This window comes from Histidinibacterium aquaticum (assembly GCF_008710275.1).
GTDB lineage: Bacteria > Pseudomonadota > Alphaproteobacteria > Rhodobacterales > Rhodobacteraceae > Oceanicola > Oceanicola aquaticus.
Genome location: NZ_VYQE01000001.1, coordinates 529,303 through 551,254 on the forward strand (window position 1 = coordinate 529,303; position 21,952 = coordinate 551,254).

Genomic DNA, 21,952 nt, shown 5'->3' on the forward strand with positions numbered 1-21,952 from the left:
TGACGGATATGGCGGATGCGCTGATCATGGGTCATGCCGCCTCCGCCGTCTTGGGAGCCTGGGCACCGAGGGTCTCGACCTGCGAACGCAGCACGTAGACTCCGAACCGCGTGGGCGGGTCGTTGGTGTCGTCCTCGAAGAAGAGCGTCTCGATGTCTGCGCCGTGCTCGCGCTTGAGGACGTAGACGACATCCGAGAGCCTGACGGGGCTCGCACAGTAGAGCGGCGAGCGCCGCAGCGCTTCGAGCACCTGGCGGTAGGTGGTCGAGATTGCGCTCGTGGTCTCGTTTCCTTCGCGGTCGGTCAGCCTGTAGAGTACGGCGGCGCGGGTGTTCGGCAGGTCCTTCCTGCGCATGATCCATCGGGTATCCGACGGAGGATGGATGCCTCTGGATTCCTTGGGAGTTTCAGTAGTCATTCTGCTCGTCCTTGTTGATTGGACGGGCGGACTGCGCTATATCCCTTGTACCGCTACACGAGATTGCGCCCCCGCCGCCCGTTCCGGGTTGGTGGGGGTTTCTCGTTAAGCGGCTTCCCGCATCTCTGCGGCCTTCGCGATTGCCTCCTCGATTTCGGACATGCGCCAACGGCTCATCCCACCAATCTTGATGGGCGGAGGGAACGTGCCGTCTGCGACACGCCGCCACCAGGTGGCGACTGACGCGTTGATCATTTTCGCGCCGTCTTTATCGCGGATGAGTGGATCGGTGATCGTCATTTCTCAGCCTCGCGCTTGATTGCGTAGGGCTGAGATATCTGACGACTCTTAGTGCGGCACTTTCGAAGAAATGGACATGATTTTTTCGAAAGCTACCAAGACATGCGATCCAAAAGATCACCCCATCCGGGGTCGCTCTTCCTGAGCCACGCCAGTCCTTGGCTTACAGACTGCTGAAGCCTGGTCTCTGACGGAGCGAACAAGCGTGTCCTTTTTTCAATTTTCCCTTGCTCAACTCCCAACTCGTCCAGGAACTTGACCATTCGGACCATTTCAATCTTGGTCTTCGGAGCCCAGCCCCTAGCCAGCATGTCCCGGTGCATGGCAGAAACAATCGCAGCGCGGATGGCGTCTTTCGGAACTTCCTTCTTTGGCGCTCCACGCGGACGCTTTTTCAGCTCTCTCAGCTCTTCTTGCGTTTCAACGAGAAGGCCCCGAAGGAAGTGCCTGAGCTGATGAACTGTTATCGTTCTGGGAAGGCGATATTCCTCAGCGAGCTGGATGACTTCCGGCGGCATGGCCAAGAGCTCTACGATCCGCGCGATACTCTCTTCTCGTTCCGTCATACGTGATCATCGCACGATGCCGAAGGTTGAGTATCAAGCCACTCGTTCAGCTGTGACTCGCGCCAGCCCACGGCGCGCATTCCGATCCTGGTCTGTCGTGGAAAGTCGTCCCGGCTCACCATCCGGTAAATCGTTGCCCTGCTCAGGCCGGTCAGGCGCTCGACTTCAGGCAGGCGGAGAATTCGGTCGTTCATCAATATATCCTCGTTAAGGTTGATGACCAATGTCCTACCAGTCCTGGGTTTCGGCATCGTTTAGGTTCCTGCTAGTCTGACGACCTTGCCGTCATCCTGCCCCGTCGCGAACTTGCCCCACTGCTCCATTAGCTCGACCCGCCGAAGAAAGAGGTCGGATCTGGCGTAGGCCCGCTCGACCTCGTTGCCGGTTGCGTGCGACAGCGCGGCTTCGGCGACTTCTCGGTCAACCCGGGCGTATTCACTTGCCCAATCGCGGAAGGTCGAGCGGAAGCCATGGGCAGTGACGCCCTCTACCTTCATCCGATCCAGCAGGCTGCCGAAGACGTTCACTGACTGTGGCTTGGCCTTGCCCGCTTCGTCTCGTGTGATCGCTGGGAAGACATACCGATCATCAAGGCCCTTTAGCTCTTCAACGACCGCAAGCGCCTCATTGGAGAGCGGCACCCTATGGGGAATGTCGCGCTTCATGCGCTCAGGAGGCACCGTCCAGATGCTTCCGGAGAACTCGCTCCACTCCGCGCCTCGCACCTCCCAAGAGCGGCACGCGGTCAGGATGAGGAACTTCAGCGTGAAGGCCGACATACCCTCGCGCTTCGAGAGGTCATCCATGAAATCCGGCAGCTCCTGCCAGGGGAGCGCGGGCCTATGCTTGGTCCGGCGTCGGACCTTCGGCAGGCCGCTCACCAAGTCCCGGTTGACCGGGTTCGCGTTACTGTAGTGCCCCGCTGCGATTGCCCAAGAGAACACGTTGGCGACGCGCTGCTTAACTCGCCGGGCCGTGTCGGGCTTGCTGGTCCAGATCAGTGCAAGCGCTGACCGAACATCAGGTTGGCCGATGTCCTCGATGAGCCTGTCACCGAAAGCCGGGAACACGTGGTTCTCCATCGAAGACCACCAGATGTTCGCGTGCCGCTCGCTTTTCCAAGTGGGCTTCATCTCCGCGTGGACGCGCTCAGCGGCCTTTCGGAAGGTGATCTCCTCGTGATCGCGAGCAGCACCTGGGTCCTGCCCTTGCCGCGCGAGAGCCCGAAGCTCCTGAGCCTTCAGCCGAGCGTCTGCTAGCGAGACGTCGTTGACCGAACCGAGTCCGCCCTCCCAACGCAGTGGCTTCCCGCTCTGCGTGAAGCGCCCCTTGATCCTTGTCCGCAGAATCCACGACTTCGATCCCGAGGGGCCGACGCGAAGGTAGAGCCCTCCACCGTCGCCATACATCCCCGGCTCCTTCTTCGCTTTCACTTCGCGAACCGTAAGGCTAGGCACCGAACCGTCCCGCCACTTGTCCCACCATCTGTCCCGCCACTTATTCTGAGTAGGTGTGAGTATTGATGAGAAGACACTAGAAGACCGGCGCTACTTTCTCAAGGATTTCAGGGATTAAATGAGAAGTCTTGGGTAGCCATGATGCTCTGGTGTGATAGCCCTACGGGCTGCCACCTTCCCTCCTCCTCAGCTGTACTTGCCTTCCCGGCCAACCGCTCTTCCTCGTGTTCGGATGGAGCGCATTGCGTGTCCCGCGTGTTATGGGGTGCGAAGGGAGTGACCGGTGCAGGACCGACCAGGCGAAGGCCCCGGCCCCGGACAGGGGGCCGAACCCAGTCCGAAGGGCGCGCACCCCGCGGCGCCGGAGCCGCGGGAGGAGGCCGAGCGCGAGACCGGTCACGGTCGCGAGGCCTGGCGGCCCCACAGCATTCCATTCTCCGGGTGGCGGGACATCTTCATGCGCGCGGGCGGACGCATCGGGCGGGACCTCGTGCCGCTCGTGGCCGCGGGAATCGCCTTCTTCGGCCTGCTGGCGCTCTTTCCCGCCATCGCCATGCTCGCCTCCCTCGCCGGCCTGATCTTCGAGACGGACATCGTGATCCGACAGATCGACGCGCTCGACGGGCTCGCCCCGGCCGAGCCGCTCGCCGTGGTCCGCGAGCAGACGGTCGCGCTCGCCGGGCAGGCGCCGGGCCGGGCGACGGTCACGGCCGTCGTCAGCCTCGCGCTCTCGCTGTTCTGGGCCTCGCGCGGGATCGACAACCTCGTGAGCGGAATCAACATGGCCCATGCAGAGGTCGAGACCCGGAACATCATCGTCCGGAACACCGTCTCGCTCGCCCTGACCGCGGTGCTGACCGCGCTGGCGTTGTCGGTCCTCGCCTTGGCCGTCGCCGTCCCGCCAGCCGCCGGGGCCCTCGGGCTCTCGGGCTGGACCGACACCATCGTCACCGTTGGCCGATGGCCCGTGCTGGCGCTCCTCTCGATGGTCGCGCTCGGCGTCCTCTACCGCTATGCGCCGGCGCGACGCCCTCCCCGCTGGAGCTGGGCGACCCCCGGCGCGATCACGGCCACGACCCTCTGGCTCGGCGGGTCGGTGCTCTTCTCGGTCTTCGTGCGCAATTTCGGCAGCTACCAGCCCACCTACGGCGCCATCGCCGGCGTGGTGATCCTGCTGCTCTACATGTGGCTGACCGCCTTCGTGGTGCTTCTGGGCGCCCTCCTGAACGCGGAGATGGAGCACCAGTCCCGCCGCGACACGACACGCGGTCGGGTCCGGCCCATGGGCGAGCGCGATGCCGAGATGGCGGACACCCTGGGCCGGCGGCCCTGACCTATCGGCGCGCCGGGACCCAGGAGACGACGGCGAGCCCCACGAGGATGAGCGCGACCCCCGCGAGGTTCGCGGGCGTCACGGGCTCCTGCACGACCAAGGTCGCGAGAAGCCAGGCCGTTGCGGGTTCCGCCAGTGCGAGCGTGACGGCAGTGGAGGCGGCGACGCGGGTCAAACCCCAGGTGTAGAAGGCATAGGAGAGGCCGGTCGCCCCGATCCCGAGAAATGCGAGGGCGACCCAGGCGCCGAGCGTGGTGCTCCAGCCGAGCGGGACAAGGAAGAGAACAGGCGAGGTGGCCAGCGCGGCGACGGAGAAGGTCGCTGCGGCGAGCGAGGTCGAGGGTGCCCGGCTGCCGCTCCGGCTCGTGATCAGTGAGTAGCCCGCGTAGCAGGCGCCCGCGGCCAGGGAGAGACCGAGGCCGGCGAGGGAGCCGGCCGGCCCACCTCCGACCAAACCGAGGAGCGCCACGCCAAGGATCGAGACCCCCTGCCCCATGGCCCGAAGAAGCCCCGGGTCGCGCCGCAGGATCACCGCCTCGTAGGCGGTCGTCCAGAGCGGAGCGCTGCCGATCGCGACGGCTGTGCCCACGCCGACTCCCGCCTCGAGCACCGCCCAGAAGAAGAGGAGGTTGTAGGCGCCGATCGATAGGCCCGCCCCGATCGCGCCCCGCCACGGCACCCGGCGCAACCCGGCGCGTGTCTCCGCCCGGACCAGAGCCAGGACGAGAAGCGCGGCGGCCCCGATCGCGAGGCGCAGGGCGCCGACGGCGAGCGGCTCGCGCCCCTCCGGCAGGAGAGCCTGGACCGTCCCTGTCGAGCCCCAGAGCACGGCCGCGAGAACGACCGCCGCAATCCCGGCCTCTCTGCCTGCCTGCATGTCCCGTTTCCTCGCCTGTCCGGCGCACCTACACAGCCAGCCTCGAGCATGGCAAGCGGGCCCTGCGCCCAACGATCCGCAGCCTGGCCGGGATCAGTCCTCGGGAGAGCCCTCGCCGCCGTTCGCGATCCAGTCCATCACCCGGACGGTGTCCTCTCCGAAGTGCGGCGGGGGACGTCGGTAGGTCACGGGAGAGGACGAGAACTTCAGCGGGTTGCCGATCAGTTCGACCCCGCCCCGCTCCACGTCCTCGCGCGCCATCTCGATCCGCATCCCTCGTGCAGCCACCTGGTCGGTGGCGAAGACCTGCTCCAGCGTGTTCACCGGCCCGACGGGCACCCGAAGCGCCTCCAGTCCGGCGATGATCTCGTCGCGTTCGCGCCGGGCGAGGAGCTCCGAGAGCAGCGGAATGAGATCGTCGCGGTTCGCAAGCCGCGCCGGGTTGGTAGCGTAGCGGGTATCGTCGCCCAGCTCGGGTCGGCCGAGGTAGTCGCAGAGCCGCCGGAACTGCGCGTCGTTGCCCACTGCCACGATGACCCAGCCATCCGCCGCGGCGAAGACCTGGTAGGGCACGATGGCCGCATGCCCGTTGCCCCGCCGCTGACGCGGCTCGCCCGTCGTCAGGTGGGCCACGCCCTCGTTGATGAGCCAGGAGACCTGCGTGTCCACCAGCGCCAGGTCGATGTGCTGGCCCTCGCCCGTCCGGTCGCGGTGGCGGAGCGCCGAGAGGATGCCGACGGCGGCGTACATCCCGCACATGACGTCGGCGACCGCCACGGCGACCTTCATCGGCTCGCCCTCCGGCTCACCGGTGAGCGACATGATCCCACCCCAGCCCTGCGCCATGAGGTCATAGCCCGGCTTTTCACGGTTGGGACCGGTCTGGCCGAAGCCCGAGATCGAGCAGTAGACGAGGTGCGGGTAGTCGCGAAGCAGCGTCTCGTGGTCGAGACCGTAGCGCGCGAGGCCGCCCGGCTTGAAGTTCTCGATCACCGCGTCCGCCCGCGCCGCGATCTTGCGGACGGCGGCCTGCCCCTCTTCGCTGGCGATATCCAGCGCCACCGAGAACTTGTTGCGGTTCGAGGACATGAAATAGGACGACAGGTCGGTCGGCGCCCCGTCCGGGTCGTGGACGAAGGGCGGGCCCCATGTCCGGGTGTCGTCGCCCCAGGTCGCGGGGTTCTCGATCTTGATGACGGTCGCGCCCAGGTCCCCGAGCAGCTGAGTGCAGGTCGGCCCGGCAAGGATCCGGCTGAGATCCAGCACCACGAGCCCGTCGAGGGGCCCGCGCGATGGCCGTTCCTCCGCCATCAGCCGGCCCTGTCGCGGTCGCCCGGCAGGTCCTTCGTGGCCCAGACCCGGTCGGCCGGAGGCCGCGGCAGCGGGTCGATGTTCCGGTCGCGGTGTATGTGCACCTTGGAGATGAAGTAGGCCGAGACCGGCGCGGTCACGAAGATGAAGGCCATGATCAGCAGCTCGTGCAGCGACCCGTCGCCCCGGACGAAGCTGTTGATCATCGACGCCATGAGGATGCTGCCGACACCCAGCGTCCCCGCCTTCGTCGGCGCGTGGAGCCGCGACATGGGGCGGTCCAGCTTGACCAGGCCGTAGGAGCCGACCAGCACGAAGAGCGCGCCGAGAATGAGCGCGATGGTCACGGCGATCTGTGCGATCTCGGTCATTCGATGATGTCCCGGCGCAGCACGAAGCGGCAGTAGGCCACGGTGGAGACGAAGCCGAGCATGGCGATGATCAGCGCCGCCTCGAAGTAGATCTGCGTTCCGCCCCAGATGTTCAGCAGCACGATCAGCGCCACCGAGTTGATCGACATCGTGTCGAGCGCGAGAACCCGGTCGCCCACGGACGGACCGGTCACGAGCCGCCACAGGCAGAGAAGCTGGGACAGCGCCACCGAGGCGAACCCGAAGTAGAGGGCGTAGAGGATCATTCGAAGATCTCCTTCAGCCTGCGTTCGTATCTGTGCTTGATCTGGTCGCGCACCGCGTTCGGGTCGGGCGCGTCGAGGGCATGGACCAGAAGCGCGTGCCCCTCGTCGGACAGGTCCACCGAAACGGTCCCGGGCGTCAGGGTGATGGTGCCCGCAAGCGCCGCGATCGCCTCGGGCGTCCGAAGCTCGAGCGGGATCGCGACCCAGGTCGGGGACATCTTGTCGTTGCTCTTGAACAGGACGATCAGCGCGACCTCGACGTTGGCGACGATGATGTCCCAGATGACGATGACGAGATACAGCCCCAGCTTCAGCGGCCGCAGGAGCTTCGGCTTGTCCGGCCAGTAGGCCGCCGTCAGCATCGGCACGGCGATGCCGAGGATCAGGCCGAAAGCCACGGTCCCGCCGCGCAGCTCGTTGATGAGCAGACACCACGTGACGGTCAGGAACAGCGTGAGGAGCGGGTGCGGGAAGATCCGCTGGACGAGACGTGCGGCCATGTCAGTCGTGTCCTCCCGCGTCGGTTTCGGCCTCGGCCTCGAGCTCCGCGTCGTACTCGTAGCCGTGGGTGATCTCCTTGCCGGGCGTCTCCATGACCTCGGTCACGTAGGCCTCTGGCGAAAAGAGTTGCTCCGAGGTCGCCGAGAGGAAACGCTGCGCCGGGCCGGCCAGAACGGTCAGCGCCACCAGCGCCGCGATGAGACCGCCGATCGCGATGACCGGTAGCACGGGCGGCGCGAGCGGCGGCACGAGCTCCGGATCGCGCCGCTCGGTTTCGGCGGCGGCATGACTCTTCCAGAAGATCGTGCTTCCGGCCCGGGCGAAGCCGACCACCGCCACGAGGCTGGACGAGAGGATCACCGCCCAGACCCACCAGACCCGGGGGTCGTCGAAGGCGGCGTCGAGGATCAGCAGCTTGCCGACGAAGCCCGAGAGCGGCGGCAGACCGGCCATGGCGATGGCCGAGGCAAAGAAGAGCCCCGCGATCAGGGCGGCTCCGGTGAAGGGCGGTGCCGCGACCAGATCGGACCCGCGTGCGCCGCGACGTTCCCGCACGATGTCGACAAGCAGGAAGAGCGCCGCGGTGACGAGCGTGGAGTGAATGGCGTAATAGAGCGCCGCCGAGATGCCCGCGGGCGTAAAGAGCCCCACGGCTGTCAGCAGCATCCCCATCGAGCCCACGACCGAGAAGGCGACCAGCCGGTCGAGCCCCCGTGCACCCAGAACCCCGATCATGCCGATGGCGCAGGAGACCAGCGCCGCCGGCAGAAGCCAGGCCCCGAACAGGCCCTGGGTCAGCGCGAGGTCCGGCGGGAAGACCAGCGTGTACATGCGGATGATCGCGTAGGCCCCGACCTTGGTCATGATGGCGAAGAGCGCGGCGACGGGCGCCGGAGCCTCCGAATATGCCGACGGCAGCCAGAAATGCAGCGGCAGGAGGGCGGCTTTCACGGCGAAGACCATGATCAGCAGGACCGCCGCCACCCGGATCCCGGCCGACCGGTCCGCTGGGATCTCGGCGATCCGCTGGGACAGGTCCGCCATGTTGAGCGTCCCGGTCTCGCCGTAGATCGTCCCCAGGGCGAAGAGGAAGAGCGTCGAGCCAAGGAGGTTGAAGACCACGTACTGCAGGCCCACGCGGAACCGTTCTGGCCCGCCACCGTGGATCATCAGCCCGTAGGAGGCGATCAGCAGGACCTCGAAGAAGACGAAGAGGTTGAAGGCGTCGCCGGTCAGGAAGGCGCCCATGAGGCCCATGAGCTGGAACTGGTAGAGGGCATGGAAGTGCCTCCCCCGCATGTCCCAGCCCGAGCCGATGGCATAGAGCAGGACCAGCACCGCGAGCAGTGCGGTCAGCAGGACGAAGAGCGTGGCGAGCCGGTCGGCCACCAGCACGATCCCGAAGGGCGCGGCCCAGTCGCCGAGCTGGTAGAGCGTGACGGTCCCGTCCGAGGCGTTCCAGAACAGCGCCGCCGCGATTACCAGGAGCGTGACCGTGCCGGCGAACGAGAAGACGCGCTGAAGCACCGGCTGGTGCCGCAGCACCAACACCATGAAGGCCGCCATCATGGCGGGCAGCACGACGGGAGCGATCGTCCAGTGCGTCATCCGTCCCCCCTGTCACTGTCGCCGCGGATCGAGGGGCCAAGGCCCGCCGGCTGATCGTCGACATGGTCGTCGTTCGAACTGAGATAGGCCGCGAGCGCGACCATCACCGCGACCGCCGTCATGCCGAAGGAGATCACGATGGCGGTCAGCACGAGGGCCTGCGGCAGCGGGTCGGTGTAGCTTTCCACGCCGTCCCGAAGGATCGGCGGCTGGTTCACCACCAGCCGGCCCGAGGCGAAGAGAAAGACGTTGACCGCGTAGCTCAGCAGCGAAGTCCCGATGATCACCGGGAAGGTCCTGAGCCGCAGGACGAGGTAGACCCCGGCCGCGGTGAGCACGCCGATGGCGCTTGCCATGAGCAGTTCCATCTCAGCCTCCCCGTCCGGCTTCCGCGCGCTCTTCGCGCGAGGGGTCGATGTCCATGGCGTGTTCGCTCCGGTCCTTCCGGGCCCGGCGCGCCAGCCGCGAGAAGCTCTCGAGCGAGAGCATGACGGCGCCCACGACCGCGAGGAAGACGCCGAGGTCGAAGCCCATGGCCGTCGCCAGCTCGAACTCCTCGAAGGGCGGGATGCGGAAATAGCCGAAGGCCGAGGTCAGGAAGGGATAGCCCGCGAACCATGAACCGATGCCCGTGACGCCCGCGACCAGCACGCCGGCTCCGATGATCGTGTGATAGGGGTAGCGCTGCCGCTCGTCAGCCCAGGCAAAGCCCGAGGCCATGTACTGCACCACCAGCGCGATGGCGACGACGAGACCCGCGATGAAACCGCCGCCCGGCTCGTTGTGCCCGCGCAGGAAGATGTAGATGCCGACCATCAGCATCACCGGCATCGTGACCCGCGTGACGACGACCATCAGCAGAGGATGCGCATCGCCCGCCAGGGGCTCGTCCGGTTTGCGGGCCGCGAGTCGCGCCCGGGTCGGCCCGATCAGCAGCGCCTCGGTGATGGCGTAGATGATCAGCGCGGCAATCCCCAGCACGATGATCTCGCCGAAGGTATCGAAGCCCCGGAAGTCCACGAGGATCACGTTGACCACGTTGGTCCCGCCGCCCCCGGCGTAGGAGTTCTCCAGATGGTATTCCGAGATCGGCGTCGTGGCGAAATCGCGGACCAGGATCGAGTAGATCAGCGCCGCCGCTCCGGTGCCCGCGCCGAGTGCGATCACCCCGTCGCGGATCCTGCGGGACCAGCTGCTCTCGACCGGGGTCTGCTTGGGCAGGAAGTTCAGCGCGAGCAGCATCAGGATGATGGTCACCACCTCGACCGAGAGCTGGGTCAGGGCCAGGTCGGGCGCGCTCAGGTAGGCGAAGCCGATCGAGACCATGAGGCCGATCACGCCCATGAGGACGAGCGCCAGCAGCCGGTTGCGGTGGCAGTAGACGAGGAAGCCCGTCGCGATCACCAGCATCAGCCAGCCGGCGAGCTGCATCGGCCCGAGCGGAATGAGGTCATGGGTCGGCGGCGATTTCGCCCCCGTCGCCCAGGCGTGATAGGCGACGGCCACCACCGTGACCGTGAAGATCAACGCATACCGGGTGAGCGCACCGTCGTGCAGTCGGCCGGTGACGAAGCGCGCGACCGAGACAGCGCCACCGATGACGCCGTCGAACATCGCCTTCGCGTAGGGCGGTCCGGCCGTCTGCCAGCCCTTATCCAGCGGGCGGAAGAGCGCCAGCAGCACCAGGCCCCCGAGCACGGCGATGATCGACATGTAGAGTGCGGGCGTGAACCCGTGCCAGATCTTCAGGTGAGCGTCCGGCATCTCCGCCGCCCCGCCAAGCACCGCCTGCGTCACTAGCCGCACCGTCGGTTCGGCCAGGAAGGGCGCGACGCCGATCAGCATGACGAGCGCCACGAGGAAGGCGGGCGGCCACCACATGCCGATCCCGGGGTCATGCGGATGCGAAGGATAGTCGTCCCGCTCCGCCCCGAGGAAGGTGTGCCCGAGGTAGCGGAAGGAATAGGCCGCCGAGAAGAGCGCGCCGATGGTCGCCAGGACCGGCACGAGCCAGGCGCTGTCGAAGAGAACGGTGTGGCTCGCCTCCTCCAGCATCATCTCTTTCGACAGGAACCCGTTGAAGAAGGGGATCCCCGCCATCGAAAGCGACGCGAGCGTCGCGATGACGAAGGTGACCGGCATCAGCTTCCGCAGACCGCCCAGCCGCTTGATGTCCCGAGTCCCCGCCTCGTGGTCGATGATCCCGGCCGACATGAAGAGCGCGGCCTTGAAGGTCGCGTGGTTCAGGATGTGGAAGACCGCCGCCATCGCCGCGTAGGGCGTGCCGATGCCCAGCAGCATCGTGATCAGGCCGAGGTGGGAGACCGTCGAGAAGGCCAGCAGCGCCTTCAGGTCGTCCTTGAAGAGCGCGATGATCGCCGCGACGACCATCGTGACGAGCCCCGCCGTGGTGACGATGAGGAACCAGGCGTCGGTCCCCGCGAGCACCGGCCACATGCGCGCCATCAGGAAGATGCCCGCCTTCACCATGGTGGCGGAGTGCAGGTAGGCCGAGACAGGAGTCGGCGCCGCCATGGCGTGCGGCAGCCAGAAGTGGAACGGGAACTGCGCCGACTTGGTGAAGCAGCCGAGCAGGATCAGGATCAGCGCAGGCAGGTAGAGCGGAGAGGCCTGGATCGCCTCGCGATTCTGCAGGATCGTCGTCAGGTCGTAGCTGCCCGCGATCTGACCAAGCAGGAGCATGCCCCCGATCATCGCGAGGCCGCCCATCCCGGTCACGGTGAGTGCCATCCGCGCGCCCTGCCGCCCCTCTGGCAGGTGTTTCCAGTAGCCGATCAGCAGGAAGGACGAGAGCGAGGTCAGCTCCCAGAAAACGAGCAGCATCAGGATGTTGTCGCTCAGGACAATGCCCACCATCGCGCCCTGGAAGAGGAGCAGGTAGCTGTAGAACTCTCCCATGTTGTCGCGCTCGGACAGGTAGGCGCGGGCATAGGCGATGATCAGCAGCCCGATGCCCAGGATCAGGCAGGCGAAGAACAATCCCAGTCCGTCGAGGAACAGGTTGACGTTCAGCCCCAGCGCCGGGAGCCATATGGCGCGGGCCGTGATCGTCTGACCGTCGACCACGGCGGGAATATGGGTCGCGAGGCCGATGAGAGCGGCGAGGGTCACCATGAAGGTGGCGGAGGCACAGGTCTGGCGCCCTGCCTGGATCAAGAGCCCCGGCAGAAGCGCGCCGAGGAACGGCAGTGCGACGATCAGAAATAGCGACATGGATTCCCGGTCTTCGTCCTCTCACGCAATCTTATGGGAACGCGCCGCCCTTAAGAGCGGTGGCCTGATGTCGCGCCCGTCCCGTCGTGCCCCTTAATCTAGATTGTGCCGCCCGGGGGCAAGTCGATCCGGTCCTCCGCCGCCCGGAACGGAACCGGCCGCGGGACTGCGCGGTTCGCCCCCCATGGACTTGAGCCGGGCCAAGCGAGGGGCGAGCTGGGTGCGCCGCAACGTCGAGATCAGCTCGATGCTGGTTCTCGCGCTGTCGGTCGCGGCCGTCTGGGCCTTCGCCGAACTCGCGGACGCGGTGCTGGAAGGCGCCACGCGCGATCTGGACCGTGATCTGCTTCTTCTGCTGCGCACGCCCGGCGATCTCTCCGACCCCATCGGCCCGCCCCTGCTCGAGGAGATCGGCCGCGACCTCACCGCCCTCGGTGGGGTGATCGTCCTGACGATGACCACGCTCGCGGTCGCAGGCTTCTTCCTGCTCCAGGGCAAGATCCGCTCGACAATCTTCCTGTTCTGCGCGGTCGGCGGCGGAATCCTGATCTCCGGCATTGCCAAGGAAGCCTTCTCGCGCCCCCGGCCGGATCTCGTTCCGCACGGTTCGATCGTCCACACGGCGAGCTTTCCTTCCGGCCATTCGATGATGGCGGCGGTGACGTATCTCGCGCTCGGCGTGCTCGTGGCCCGGGTGGTGCCGCTGCGCCGCCTCAAGGTCTACGTCCTGTCCGTGGCCACGACGATCACGATCCTCGTCGGGGTCAGCCGCGTCTACCTCGGAGTGCACTGGCCGACGGATGTCCTCGCCGGCTGGCTCGCCGGCGTCGGCTGGGCCGTCATCTGCCTCATCGCTGCGCGCCTTCTCGCGCTGCGCGGGCATGTCGAACCACACGCCGACGAAGACGATTCTGACCCCCGGTCAGCTCGCGAGACCCGCGCGCGGGCCGGAGGAGACTGACGCCCACTCCCCGACCTGCCTTGTCGTCCGACATGCCGAGATGCTCTCCTTGCGTACCATTTCGTACCAGGTTTCCGGGCTAGTTGCCGTTCGGTCGGCCGCCCGGCGAGGTCGCCGAGACGATGCTGCCATGCAAGAAATGACGTCAGACGTCGTTGCGGCTTTGGTTGATGCGTAAGTTTTTACCGAGACCGCTTTCGGGCGGTGGCCGCAGCGGCGTCGCCTTCCTCGCCCTCGCCTACCCCATCATCAGTCCGGCACCCGCTAGCCCGTGGGCCATTCCGGGTGCAGGCGGTCGATCACGACGGGATGCGCATGCCGTCGACGTCCACCGTGCTCCGCAAGGTGCGGATGGTCGGGAGGCAGGTCATCGTGCCCATGCGGTAGCGTCTGCGGATCACCCGCCGGCCAGAGCCGCAGGGCAGCGCCGATGCCGAATAGCGCCAGGGCGACGAGTCCGAAGAGCGCCACCGAAGCCCCAGCATAGGTCATCAGGAGCCCAGCGAGGGGATAGGTGATCAGCCAGCAGGCATGGCTGAGCGCGAACTGCGCGGCGAAGATCGCCGGGCGGTCCTCGGCATGGGCCGAGCGGCGCAGGAGCCTGCCCGAGGGCGTGAGGACCGTCGAATACCCGATCCCCGCGACCAGCCAGGCCGCGATCAGCAGCGGCCAGGAGAGGCCCGAGGCCAGGATCGTCGCGCCAAGGAGCACCAGTGTCGTCGTGAGCACGATCGCGCCGCCGAGCATCACGGGGCGGTCGGACGCGCGGTCCAGCACCCTCGGCAGGGCGAATGCCGCGATCATCGACCCGGTCCCGAAGGCCCCCATCGTCCAGGCCAGGGCGCTCTCTCCCAGCCCCAGTTCTCCGCGCACCAGGACGACGGTATTGACCAGCACCATAGCCCCGCCGGCCGCGGCGGCGAGGTTGAGCGCCAAGAGGCCCCGCAGGCGCGGCGTGGCGAGGTAGATGCGGATGCCGCGGGTGGAGCGCTCGTAGATGCCGCGGGGCTCGGTCGGCTGCGGGCTCGGCAGCAGCACCGAGACGACCAGCATGGCCGAGGCGAGGAAGCCCAAGACCGTGCCGAGGAACAGCACGTTGTAGGACATCAGCACCAGGAGCAGCCCGGCAAGCACCGGGCTCACGATGTTCTCAAGGTCGTAGGCCAGCCGGGAAAGGGAGAGGGCACGGGTGTAGCGTTCCTCCTGTGGAAGCACGTCCGGGATCGTCGCCTGGAAGGTCGGCGTGAAGGCGGCCGAGGCCGACTGAAGCAGGAAGATCAGGACGAAGACCTGCCAGATATCGGTGACGAAGGGCAGCGCGAGCGCCGTCCCGGCCCGGACGATATCGAGCCCCACGAGCATCGCGCGGCGCGGCCCCCGGTCGGCAAAGGCGCCTGCGATGGGCGCGACGGTGACATAGGCCACCATCTTGATCGTGAATACCGTGCCGAGAACGAGTCCCGCCCGGTCTCCGGCGAGATCGAAGGCCAGAAGGCCCAGCGCGACGGTCGCGAGGCCGGTGCCGAGCAGGGCCACGACCTGTGCGAGGAAGAGATGGCGGTATGTCCGGTCGCGGAGAATGCTCAGCATGGTGCCCTCGCAGGTTGAATGCGTTCGCCTTTCGTCTCGGCGCGATCGATCTCCGTGTTCCCGAATCCCGGTCGCGGGTGCCCTCGTTGAGGCCGACAGCACATGGCTCGGCTCCGAAGCGCCTGAGGACCTCGGCCGCCGAACGCAACTCGGAGGCGACTAATGGCGGAGCCGGCACCTCCCCGGCCGAGGCGGCGTACTAGTCGTCCCCCAGCGGCGCGACGCGGCGCAAAGGCAGTGATCGAATCCGCTCGGCGTAGTCTGCGCGGGAATTGCCCGCGCGTCACTCCTCGAACCGGAACGACGCTCATTCGCGCGAATGATCAGTGAATAGATCGAACTGGCAGCACTTTGATGGAAGCTGGACCAAGGTCCGAGGCTCAGCCCCACGCGGAGCCTGCTGGCCGTCACCGGTTGCGACCGTGACAGCCGACCGAACGCCGATCTTGCAGGAGCGAAGAAATGTGGAGGCGAGTACCGGAATCGAACCGGTGTACACGGATTTGCAATCCGCTGCGTCACCACTCCGCCAACTCGCCGAAGTGGCCTTTCGCATATCGCGCGCGCCCATCCGCCGCAAGGGGGGATGCGGGCCGATAGGCCGTTGCCCGACGGGCGGGGGTGTGGCATCACCGGCTCGACCCGAACTGAACCAACGAGTCCAGACTTGGCCGACTTCAAGACACGCCGGACCGCTATGGTCGACACCCAGGTTCGTCCCTCGGACGTGACCAAGTTTCCCATCATCGAGGCCATGCTGGCGATCCCGCGCGAGCTCTACGTGCCCGAGTCCATGCGCGAAGCGGCCTACATCGGCGAGAACGTCGATCTCGGAGAGGGCCGTGTCCTGCTGGAGCCGCGCACCTTCTCCAAGATGCTCGACACGCTCGATCTCGGCCCCGGCGACGTCGTGCTCGACCTGGGCTGCGGCCTTGGCTACTCGACGGCCGTCATCGCCTCGCTGGCCGAGTTCGTCGTCGCCGTCGAAGACGACGAGGAGCGCGCGGCCGAGGCGCAGGGCCTGCTCTCGGAACAGGGCGTGGACAATGCCGCCGTGGTGCACGGTCCCCTCGCCGAGGGAGCTGCCAAGAGCGCGCCCTACGACGCGATCGTCCTGCAAGGCGCGGTCGAAGTCATTCCGCAGGCCCTCGAGGCCCAGCTCAAGGACGGCGGCCGGATCTGCGCGATTTTCGCGGACGGCGCGCTGGGGACCGTTCGGATCGGCTGGAAGCTCGACGGGGCGATTACCTGGCGGTATGCTTTTCATGCCTCGGCTCCGGTTCTTCCTGGCTTCGGGCGCGCGGAAACCTTCGCACTATAGATAGTTCTGGTATGTTGGCTGCGAGCCACGAGGGGAGACAGGTCATGCAAATCCTCGGACGTGCCGCCGCCATCGCGTTCGCGCTGAGCCTGGGCTTCGCCGCTCCGGCCGCCCGCGCCCAGAGCCTCGCCGACACCCTCATGAACGCCTACGAGAGCTCGGGCCTGCTGACCCAGAACCGGGCGCTGTTGCGTGCCGCGGACGAGGACGTGGCGCAGGCGGTTTCGCAGCTCGCCCCGATCATTTCCTGGACCGCGAACGCGCAGGTCACCGATCCACGCCCGATCGACGGCGACTTCCTTACGACCTCGCTCGGCCTCTCCGCCCAGCTGCTGATCTACGACGGCGGCGCGACGCAGACCGCGATCGCCGCCCAGAAGGAGACGGTCCTCGCCACCCGCGCCGAGCTCCGCGGAATCGAACAGGACGTCCTCCTGCGCGCGGTCGAGGCGCATCTGAACATCCGCCGCGCGAGCGAGTTCGTGCAACTCCGCCGCAACAACGTCCGTCTCATCACGGAGCAGCTCCGCGCCGCGCGCGACCGGTTCGAGGTCGGCGAGGTGACCCGGACCGATGTCTCGCTGGCGGAAGCCCGTCTCGCCTCCGCGCGCGGCAACCTGGCCTCGGCCGAAGGCGACCTCGCCCAGGCGATCGAGGAATACATTGCCGCCGTGGGCACCCGGCCCGGCACGCTCGGCGCGGTCCAGCCAGCGCAGATCGGCTACGATCAGGCTGCCGCCAAGGCCTTCGCCGTGCGCAATCACCCCTCGATCGAGGCCGCCCAGCACCAGGTCGCCGCGGCCGAACTCAACATCCAGCGGGCCGAGGCCGCACTGCGCCCCAACGTGAACCTGCAGGGCAACATCGGCCTCGACGACGACTTCAACAGCACCGAATCTCTGAGCCTCAGCCTCTCCGGCCCGATCTCCCAGGGCGGACGCCTGGCGTCCTCGATCCGGCAGGCCATGGCTCGCCGCGATGCCGCACGGGCCGGCCTTCACATCTCGCGCCAGCAGATCGAGCAGCAGGTGGGCAATGCCTATGCCCTGCTCGCCGTTGCCCGGGCGAGCGCCGAGGCCACGGACCGCCAGGTCCGCGCGGCCCAGGTCGCCTTCGACGGCGTCCGCGAGGAGGCCACGCTCGGCGCCCGCACGACGCTCGACGTTCTCGACGCCGAGCAGGAGCTGTTCGACGCCCGGACGGCCCTGATCTCCGCGCAGATCGACGCCACCCTCGCCACCTACCGCGTGCTGGCGGCCATGGGCCTGCTGACCGTCGACCGACTCAACCTCGGCATCCAGACCTACGATCCGGCCGCCTACTACAACCTGGTCGAGGATGCGCCGCTCGGTCAGTCGGACCGGGGGCGCGCGCTCGACCGCGTGCTGCGTTCGATCGGCGACTGAACCGCGACAATACACGCTGGAGTTGTGGCTCCGTTGCCGTGAGCCGACCCAAAGGGACCAACTTTATCCATATGTGTTGTTGTATTCACGGGCGCGGGATACACTCTGTGGTGAGGCCGAAGCAGGAATCGCATGTCAGATCCCCTTACCAATGTGGAGATCGAGGACGTACTGGAATCGATCCGCCGTCTGGTCGCCGCCGGCGACTCGTCCGGACACGCCGTCCCGAAACCCGAGGACCGCGCGCGTGACAGGCTGGTCCTGACACCCGCGCTGCGTGTCGACCGGGATGCCGACAGGTCCGTCGAGGACACGCCGCCAGCGAGGTGGCGCACGGAGGACAGGCGCGCTGCTGCAACTCCGGCTGAAACAGGTGGCGCTGATCGGACCGCCAACACGAAGGACAGCGAGGAGCTGCTCGCCGGCATCCTTGCGGCCACCTCGAGCAAGCACATCGACGACGCCGAGTTCGTGGACCTCGCCGACGACGATGAAAGCGACGCCGACCGGGACAACGACGCAGCGCCCCGGAGCCGCCTCGCCTCCTCTGACCTCGCGCGGCTGATGCCGGAGTCCTTCGACTCCTCGGAAGACGATGAGGCCGAGGCCGACGACCACCGTGACCCGGCCACCAACGACGCCCGTCAGGACATCGAGACCGAAGAACCGCCGATGCCGACCTTCGTCGCCTCGCCCCGGCAGCGGCTCGAGGACACGATTGCCGAGCTCGAAGCCGCTGTGACCTTCTCCGGGCAGGACTTCGAGCCCGACGGCACCGAGCCCTCGGACTGGTCCACCGTGACCGCCAACCGCCCGGGCCGCCTGCATCTCGTCTTCCCCGATGCCGAAGAGGCCGCGGAAGAAGATTCGCAGCCTGAAGAGGCCACGACGGACGACAATTGGGAGGCCGCGATGGATGACGACACGCCGGCGGAACCGCCCGAGTCCAGTGAGAGCGTCGCGCCCCTGCGCCTGCGCCCCTCCGAGCGCACGCGCCGCAGCCCCGAGGCGCCGCAGCGCTCCTTCCGGGTCTACGAGGGCGACCGCGAAAGCCAGCGCGCCGAAGTCGCGCAGTCCGAGTCGCAGGAGAGCCGCCTCGCCGCCCGTCCCGATCTCGACGACGACGAGGATCTCGCCGCCTACTTGGGCAACACCGGCGCCGTCGACGAGGAAGCCATGCGCGAACTCGTGGGCCAGATCGTCCGGGAAGAACTTCAGGGCGTGCTCGGCGAAAGGATCACCCGCAACGTGCGCAAGCTCGTCCGCCGGGAAATCCACCGCATCCTGAACAGCCAGGACTTCGACTGACGGCCCGGGCCCTGGGCCCCGCCGACAGACAGGCATTTCTTCGCGCGCCCATGGGACGGCGGGCGGGGCGTCGCCGCAGGCGAGCGCCGTCCCGCCGGAGACTGGAACGCCCCCCTCCCGGCTGCTACGTCCGCCCCGTCTGACAACGGAGCGCCCGCCGCGTGATCCTCTACCGTCTCCTGCTGAGCATCGCGGTTCCGGTGCTGATCTCGCGCCTGCTCTGGCGACGCCTGCGGCGGGAGGATGGCCCAGGCAGCCTCTCCGCCCGCCTCAAGGGACCCGACCCCGAACCGGGGGCCCTCTGGATCCACGGCGCGAGCAACGGCGAACTCGCCTCCGCGCGTCCCCTCGCCGCCGCGCTTGCCGCGCGCACCGGTCGGCCTCTCCTCGTCACCGCCAACACCGCGACCGGCCGGACCCTCGCCGAGGGCTGGGACATCCCCCGCACGCAGGCCACCCTCGCCCCTCTCGACTTCCGGGCGAGCCTGCGCCGCCCCCTCTCCCGCGTCTCGGGGCTCCTCCTCCTAGAGAACGAGATCTGGCCCAACCGGATCATCCTCGCAGCGGCCCGCGGTCTGCCCGTCCTGATGGTCGGCGCCCGCATTTCCGAGCGCAGCGCCGCCCGCTGGGCCCGCTTGCCCGGCCTCGCCCGACGCATCCTGTCTAGCGTGACGCTCCTCTCGCCGCAGGACGCCGAAAGCGGCGCGCGGTTTCGCGCCCTCGGCCTGCCCGCCGACCGCCTGATCGCGCCTGTGCAGCTCAAGTCGCTCTACATCCCGCCCGACCAGCCGCCACCGGAGGAGCTGCGCACCGCCTTTCCCCGCGCACGCACGCTGCTCGCCGCCTCGACCCACGAGGGTGAAGAGGAAACGGTCCTCGACGCCTTCGCGCGTCTTCACGCCGAAAACCCGGGACTGAAGCTCATCCTCGCGCCGCGCCATCCCCGCCGGGCCGAGGCCATCGCCCGCCTCGCGTCGGAGCGCGGCCTCCGTACCGCCCGCCGCTCCGCGGCTGACGCGCCGGACGGTCCCGTCTATCTCGCCGATACGATGGGAGAGATGGCGCACTGGTACGCTCTCGCCGGCTGCGCCTTCGTCGGCGGCTCCCTCGTGCCGAAGGGCGGACACACCCCCTACGAGCCCGCGGTCCACGGCTGCGCCATCCTGCACGGCCCACATCTGGCCAATTTCGCCGACGAATACGCCCGGCTGGATACCGAGGGAGGGGCGCTTCAAGTCGAGGATGCCGCCGGTCTTGCCGAGGCCTGGCAGCTGCACCTCGAGACCTCCCCGATGCCGGACAAGGCGCGCGCCGTCCTCGCGCCCGGCAACGCTTCCGAGCTGCTCGACCGGATCGTGGAGGTCCTGTCCCGCTAGACCCAGACCCTCAGCCGCGCGTCCAGCCGGTCGAGCCTCTCTCTCACCTCGGGCCGGATCGGACCGGATCTCGGCGCGTCCCGAAGCGTCTCCACCCAGTGAGCTTCGGGAAAGATCTCGCGGCGCGGCCCTTCCCAGCGCAGCGCCTTGAGCACTGCCGCCGCGCGGTCCGGCAGGCGGCGCGGGATGTCCGCCCCGATGAGCGTGCCCCAGACCCCGGCCCAGAGCCGCCCGCAGGACCATGGGTTGTAGCCACCGCCCCCCAGGACGATCAGCCGGGGTGCGAGCCGCTTCACCGCCCCGACGACCGCCCAATGCGCGTTGTTCGACAGCGAAAGCCGCGACTGCGGGTCTTCCTCGACCCCGTCCGCCCCGCACTGCAGCACCACGGCGTCGGGCCGGTGGGCCTCGAGGACGGGGAGGATCAGCCGCTCCCGGATCAGCGCCATCTCGTCATCGTTGAGCCCTCGCGGCACAGGAAGGTTCCAGACCTGCCCCGCGCCACGGTCCTCCAGCGGACCGGTCCGGGGCCAGCGCCCCTCCTCGTGGGTCGAGATCAGACAGACCTCGGGCTCGTTCCGGAAAGCATGGTCGACACCGTCCGGGTGATGCGCGTCGATGTCGATGTAGACGACCCGGCGCGCACCCACACGGCGCAGCGAGAGGATCGCGAAGACGGGGTCGTTGAGGTAGCAGAATCCGTTCGCCCGGTCGGGCAGTCCGTGATGCGTGCCGCCCGCCGGGTTGTGGACTACGCCGCCCCTGGCCACGAGTTCGCCCGCCAGGATCGAACCGCCCACGGCAGTCGCGGGTCGTCGGTACATCTCGGGGTAGACCGGGTTCGAGGTCGTCCCCAGCGCGTGGCGCTCGCGCACCTCAGGGCTCACCCACTGGCGGTCCTCGGCGGCCTGAAGCTCGGCGACATAGGCCGGATCGTGGAAGGCGTGGAGGGCGGCCGGCTTTGCGCGCGGGCTCTGCACGAAGCGCGCCGGAGGCAGCCAGCCCAGCGCCCGCGTCAGGTCGGTGACGGTCGAGACGCGCGGGATGCGCAGCGGGTGCCACGCTCCGTAGGAGGAGTTCCGGTAGATCTCGGAGCCGATGTAGAGCGGCCCGCCGCCCTCAGCCGCCAAGCGCCCCCTCCACGGCCTCCGTGATCATCGGCGACATGGGCTGCACCGCCGAGGGCCAGTCGGTGATCACCCGGCCGTCGCGATCGATCAGCACCTTGTGGAAGTTCCACTTCGGCACGACCCCTTCGCCGGCGAGCCAGAGGTAGAGCGGATGCGCGCCCTCCCCCAAGACCGGCGTGATGGCGGTCATCGGCATGTCGATCCCGAAATGCATCGCGCAATAGTCGCGGACCGCCTCCTCGTTTTCGAGCTCCTGTCGGAAGTCGTCGGAGGGCACGGCGAGCACCATGAGCCCGTCCGATCGGTAGGCGTCCCAAAGGTCCTGGAGCCCGGCGAACTGCGGCGTGAAGGCGCAGAGCGAGGCGGTGTTCACCAGCAGGATCGGCTTCCCGGCGTAGTCGCCCAGGTCGATCTCGCCGCCGTCGATCGAATTCAGCGTCACATGGGGCATTTGCCCGTTGCGTTCTCCGGTCGCGGCGGCGGCCGCTGTCATAGTCACAAGAAGAACAATTATCGCATAAAGCGCACGAATTGCGGAATTATTCATTTGAGCCATCCGGCAAAGCCGTTCACATTACCGGACGATCTATCGCGCAGTAAAACGAAGGCAAGAAAAGC

Annotated in this window: 22 protein-coding genes and 1 tRNA gene; 6 read left to right on the plus strand and 17 right to left on the minus strand. The window is 67.7% G+C overall.

Translation table 11 applies throughout. From position 1 onward, the window contains the following. Positions 1-31: 31 nt before the first annotated feature. From F3S47_RS02670 to F3S47_RS02690, 5 genes are all read right to left on the minus strand, one after another. Positions 32-418 (minus strand): hypothetical protein, encoded by a 387-nt coding sequence (locus F3S47_RS02670; RefSeq protein ID WP_150443658.1) that lies wholly within the window; start codon positions 416-418, stop codon positions 32-34. Between the two features lie 105 nt (positions 419-523). Next, on the minus strand, positions 524-718 hold the full coding sequence (locus F3S47_RS02675) for a helix-turn-helix transcriptional regulator (RefSeq protein WP_150443659.1): 195 nt from the start codon (positions 716-718) through the stop codon (positions 524-526). 92 nt (positions 719-810) lie between these two features. After that, the gene (locus F3S47_RS02680; protein WP_150443660.1) at positions 811-1,284 is read right to left on the minus strand and encodes a hypothetical protein; all 474 of its coding nucleotides are present in this window, start codon (positions 1,282-1,284) and stop codon (positions 811-813) included. Beyond that, complete coding sequence (locus tag F3S47_RS02685) at positions 1,281-1,478, minus strand: helix-turn-helix transcriptional regulator (RefSeq protein WP_150443661.1); 198 nt, start codon at positions 1,476-1,478, stop codon at positions 1,281-1,283. The genes F3S47_RS02680 and F3S47_RS02685 overlap by 4 nt, the downstream gene beginning before the upstream one ends. Positions 1,479-1,538: 60 nt before the next feature. Next, positions 1,539-2,741 (minus strand): tyrosine-type recombinase/integrase, encoded by a 1,203-nt coding sequence (locus F3S47_RS02690; RefSeq protein WP_223877693.1) that lies wholly within the window; start codon positions 2,739-2,741, stop codon positions 1,539-1,541. Positions 2,742-3,024: 283 nt separating this feature from the next. Here F3S47_RS02690 and F3S47_RS02695 point away from each other — a divergent pair, with 283 nt between their 5' ends. Then, positions 3,025-4,074: a YihY/virulence factor BrkB family protein gene (locus F3S47_RS02695; RefSeq protein ID WP_150443663.1), complete on the plus strand. Its 1,050-nt coding sequence runs from the start codon at positions 3,025-3,027 to the stop codon at positions 4,072-4,074. Between the two features lies 1 nt (position 4,075). On the opposite strand, the gene F3S47_RS02700 is transcribed toward F3S47_RS02695, so the two are convergent. The 8 genes from F3S47_RS02700 to F3S47_RS02735 form a co-directional block, all read right to left on the minus strand. Continuing rightward, the gene (locus F3S47_RS02700; RefSeq protein ID WP_150443664.1) at positions 4,076-4,951 is read right to left on the minus strand and encodes a DMT family transporter; all 876 of its coding nucleotides are present in this window, start codon (positions 4,949-4,951) and stop codon (positions 4,076-4,078) included. A 93-nt stretch (positions 4,952-5,044) separates the two neighbouring features. Beyond that, positions 5,045-6,262, minus strand: a complete 1,218-nt coding sequence (locus tag F3S47_RS02705) for a CaiB/BaiF CoA transferase family protein (RefSeq protein ID WP_150443665.1) — start codon at positions 6,260-6,262, stop codon at positions 5,045-5,047. Continuing rightward, positions 6,262-6,633 (minus strand): Na+/H+ antiporter subunit G, encoded by a 372-nt coding sequence (locus tag F3S47_RS02710; RefSeq protein ID WP_150443666.1) that lies wholly within the window; start codon positions 6,631-6,633, stop codon positions 6,262-6,264. The genes F3S47_RS02705 and F3S47_RS02710 overlap by 1 nt, the downstream gene beginning before the upstream one ends. Further along, positions 6,630-6,899, minus strand: coding sequence for a K+/H+ antiporter subunit F (locus F3S47_RS02715; protein WP_150443667.1), 270 nt, complete (start codon positions 6,897-6,899; stop codon positions 6,630-6,632). The genes F3S47_RS02710 and F3S47_RS02715 overlap by 4 nt, the downstream gene beginning before the upstream one ends. Next, positions 6,896-7,399, minus strand: a complete 504-nt coding sequence (locus F3S47_RS02720; RefSeq protein WP_150443668.1) for a Na+/H+ antiporter subunit E — start codon at positions 7,397-7,399, stop codon at positions 6,896-6,898. Before F3S47_RS02720 ends, F3S47_RS02715 begins: the two co-directional genes overlap by 4 nt. 1 nt (position 7,400) lies before the next feature. Continuing rightward, a complete protein-coding gene (locus F3S47_RS02725) occupies positions 7,401-9,008 on the minus strand; it encodes a monovalent cation/H+ antiporter subunit D (RefSeq protein ID WP_150443669.1) in 1,608 nt (535 codons plus the stop codon). Then, complete coding sequence (locus F3S47_RS02730) at positions 9,005-9,376, minus strand: Na+/H+ antiporter subunit C (protein ID WP_150443670.1); 372 nt, start codon at positions 9,374-9,376, stop codon at positions 9,005-9,007. The genes F3S47_RS02725 and F3S47_RS02730 overlap by 4 nt, the downstream gene beginning before the upstream one ends. Before the next feature lies 1 nt (position 9,377). Then, positions 9,378-12,242: a monovalent cation/H+ antiporter subunit A gene (locus F3S47_RS02735; RefSeq protein WP_150443671.1), complete on the minus strand. Its 2,865-nt coding sequence runs from the start codon at positions 12,240-12,242 to the stop codon at positions 9,378-9,380. A gap of 184 nt (positions 12,243-12,426) precedes the next feature. Here F3S47_RS02735 and F3S47_RS02740 point away from each other — a divergent pair, with 184 nt between their 5' ends. After that, entirely contained in the window at positions 12,427-13,203 is a 777-nt protein-coding gene (locus F3S47_RS02740) for a phosphatase PAP2 family protein (RefSeq protein ID WP_150443672.1), read from the plus strand. Between the two features lie 264 nt (positions 13,204-13,467). Here the strand turns inward: F3S47_RS02740 and F3S47_RS02745 are convergent, their stop codons facing one another. Both F3S47_RS02745 and F3S47_RS02750 read right to left on the minus strand, forming a co-directional pair. Next, positions 13,468-14,793: an MFS transporter gene (locus tag F3S47_RS02745; protein WP_150443673.1), complete on the minus strand. Its 1,326-nt coding sequence runs from the start codon at positions 14,791-14,793 to the stop codon at positions 13,468-13,470. Between the two features lie 465 nt (positions 14,794-15,258). Continuing rightward, positions 15,259-15,332: transfer RNA gene (locus tag F3S47_RS02750), tRNA-Cys, on the minus strand. A gap of 128 nt (positions 15,333-15,460) precedes the next feature. Here F3S47_RS02750 and F3S47_RS02755 point away from each other — a divergent pair. The 4 genes from F3S47_RS02755 (at position 15,461) to F3S47_RS02770 (ending at position 20,204) form a co-directional block, all read left to right on the plus strand. Then, the gene (locus tag F3S47_RS02755; RefSeq protein WP_150443674.1) at positions 15,461-16,114 is read left to right on the plus strand and encodes a protein-L-isoaspartate O-methyltransferase family protein; all 654 of its coding nucleotides are present in this window, start codon (positions 15,461-15,463) and stop codon (positions 16,112-16,114) included. A gap of 44 nt (positions 16,115-16,158) precedes the next feature. Then, a complete protein-coding gene (locus tag F3S47_RS02760) occupies positions 16,159-17,520 on the plus strand; it encodes a TolC family outer membrane protein (protein WP_150443675.1) in 1,362 nt (453 codons plus the stop codon). A 132-nt stretch (positions 17,521-17,652) separates the two neighbouring features. Further along, positions 17,653-18,828, plus strand: a complete 1,176-nt coding sequence (locus F3S47_RS02765; RefSeq protein WP_150443676.1) for a hypothetical protein — start codon at positions 17,653-17,655, stop codon at positions 18,826-18,828. Positions 18,829-18,989: 161 nt separating this feature from the next. Next, positions 18,990-20,204: a 3-deoxy-D-manno-octulosonic acid transferase gene (locus F3S47_RS02770; protein WP_150443677.1), complete on the plus strand. Its 1,215-nt coding sequence runs from the start codon at positions 18,990-18,992 to the stop codon at positions 20,202-20,204. On the opposite strand, the gene F3S47_RS02775 is transcribed toward F3S47_RS02770, so the two are convergent. Together F3S47_RS02775 and F3S47_RS02780 are read right to left on the minus strand one after the other, a co-directional pair. Beyond that, on the minus strand, positions 20,201-21,334 hold the full coding sequence (locus F3S47_RS02775; protein WP_150443678.1) for an acetoin utilization protein AcuC: 1,134 nt from the start codon (positions 21,332-21,334) through the stop codon (positions 20,201-20,203). The two genes, F3S47_RS02770 and F3S47_RS02775, sit on opposite strands and share 4 nt — an antisense overlap. Further along, positions 21,324-21,785 (minus strand): glutathione peroxidase, encoded by a 462-nt coding sequence (locus tag F3S47_RS02780; RefSeq protein ID WP_263405964.1) that lies wholly within the window; start codon positions 21,783-21,785, stop codon positions 21,324-21,326. Before F3S47_RS02780 ends, F3S47_RS02775 begins: the two co-directional genes overlap by 11 nt. Positions 21,786-21,952 lie beyond the last annotated feature (167 nt).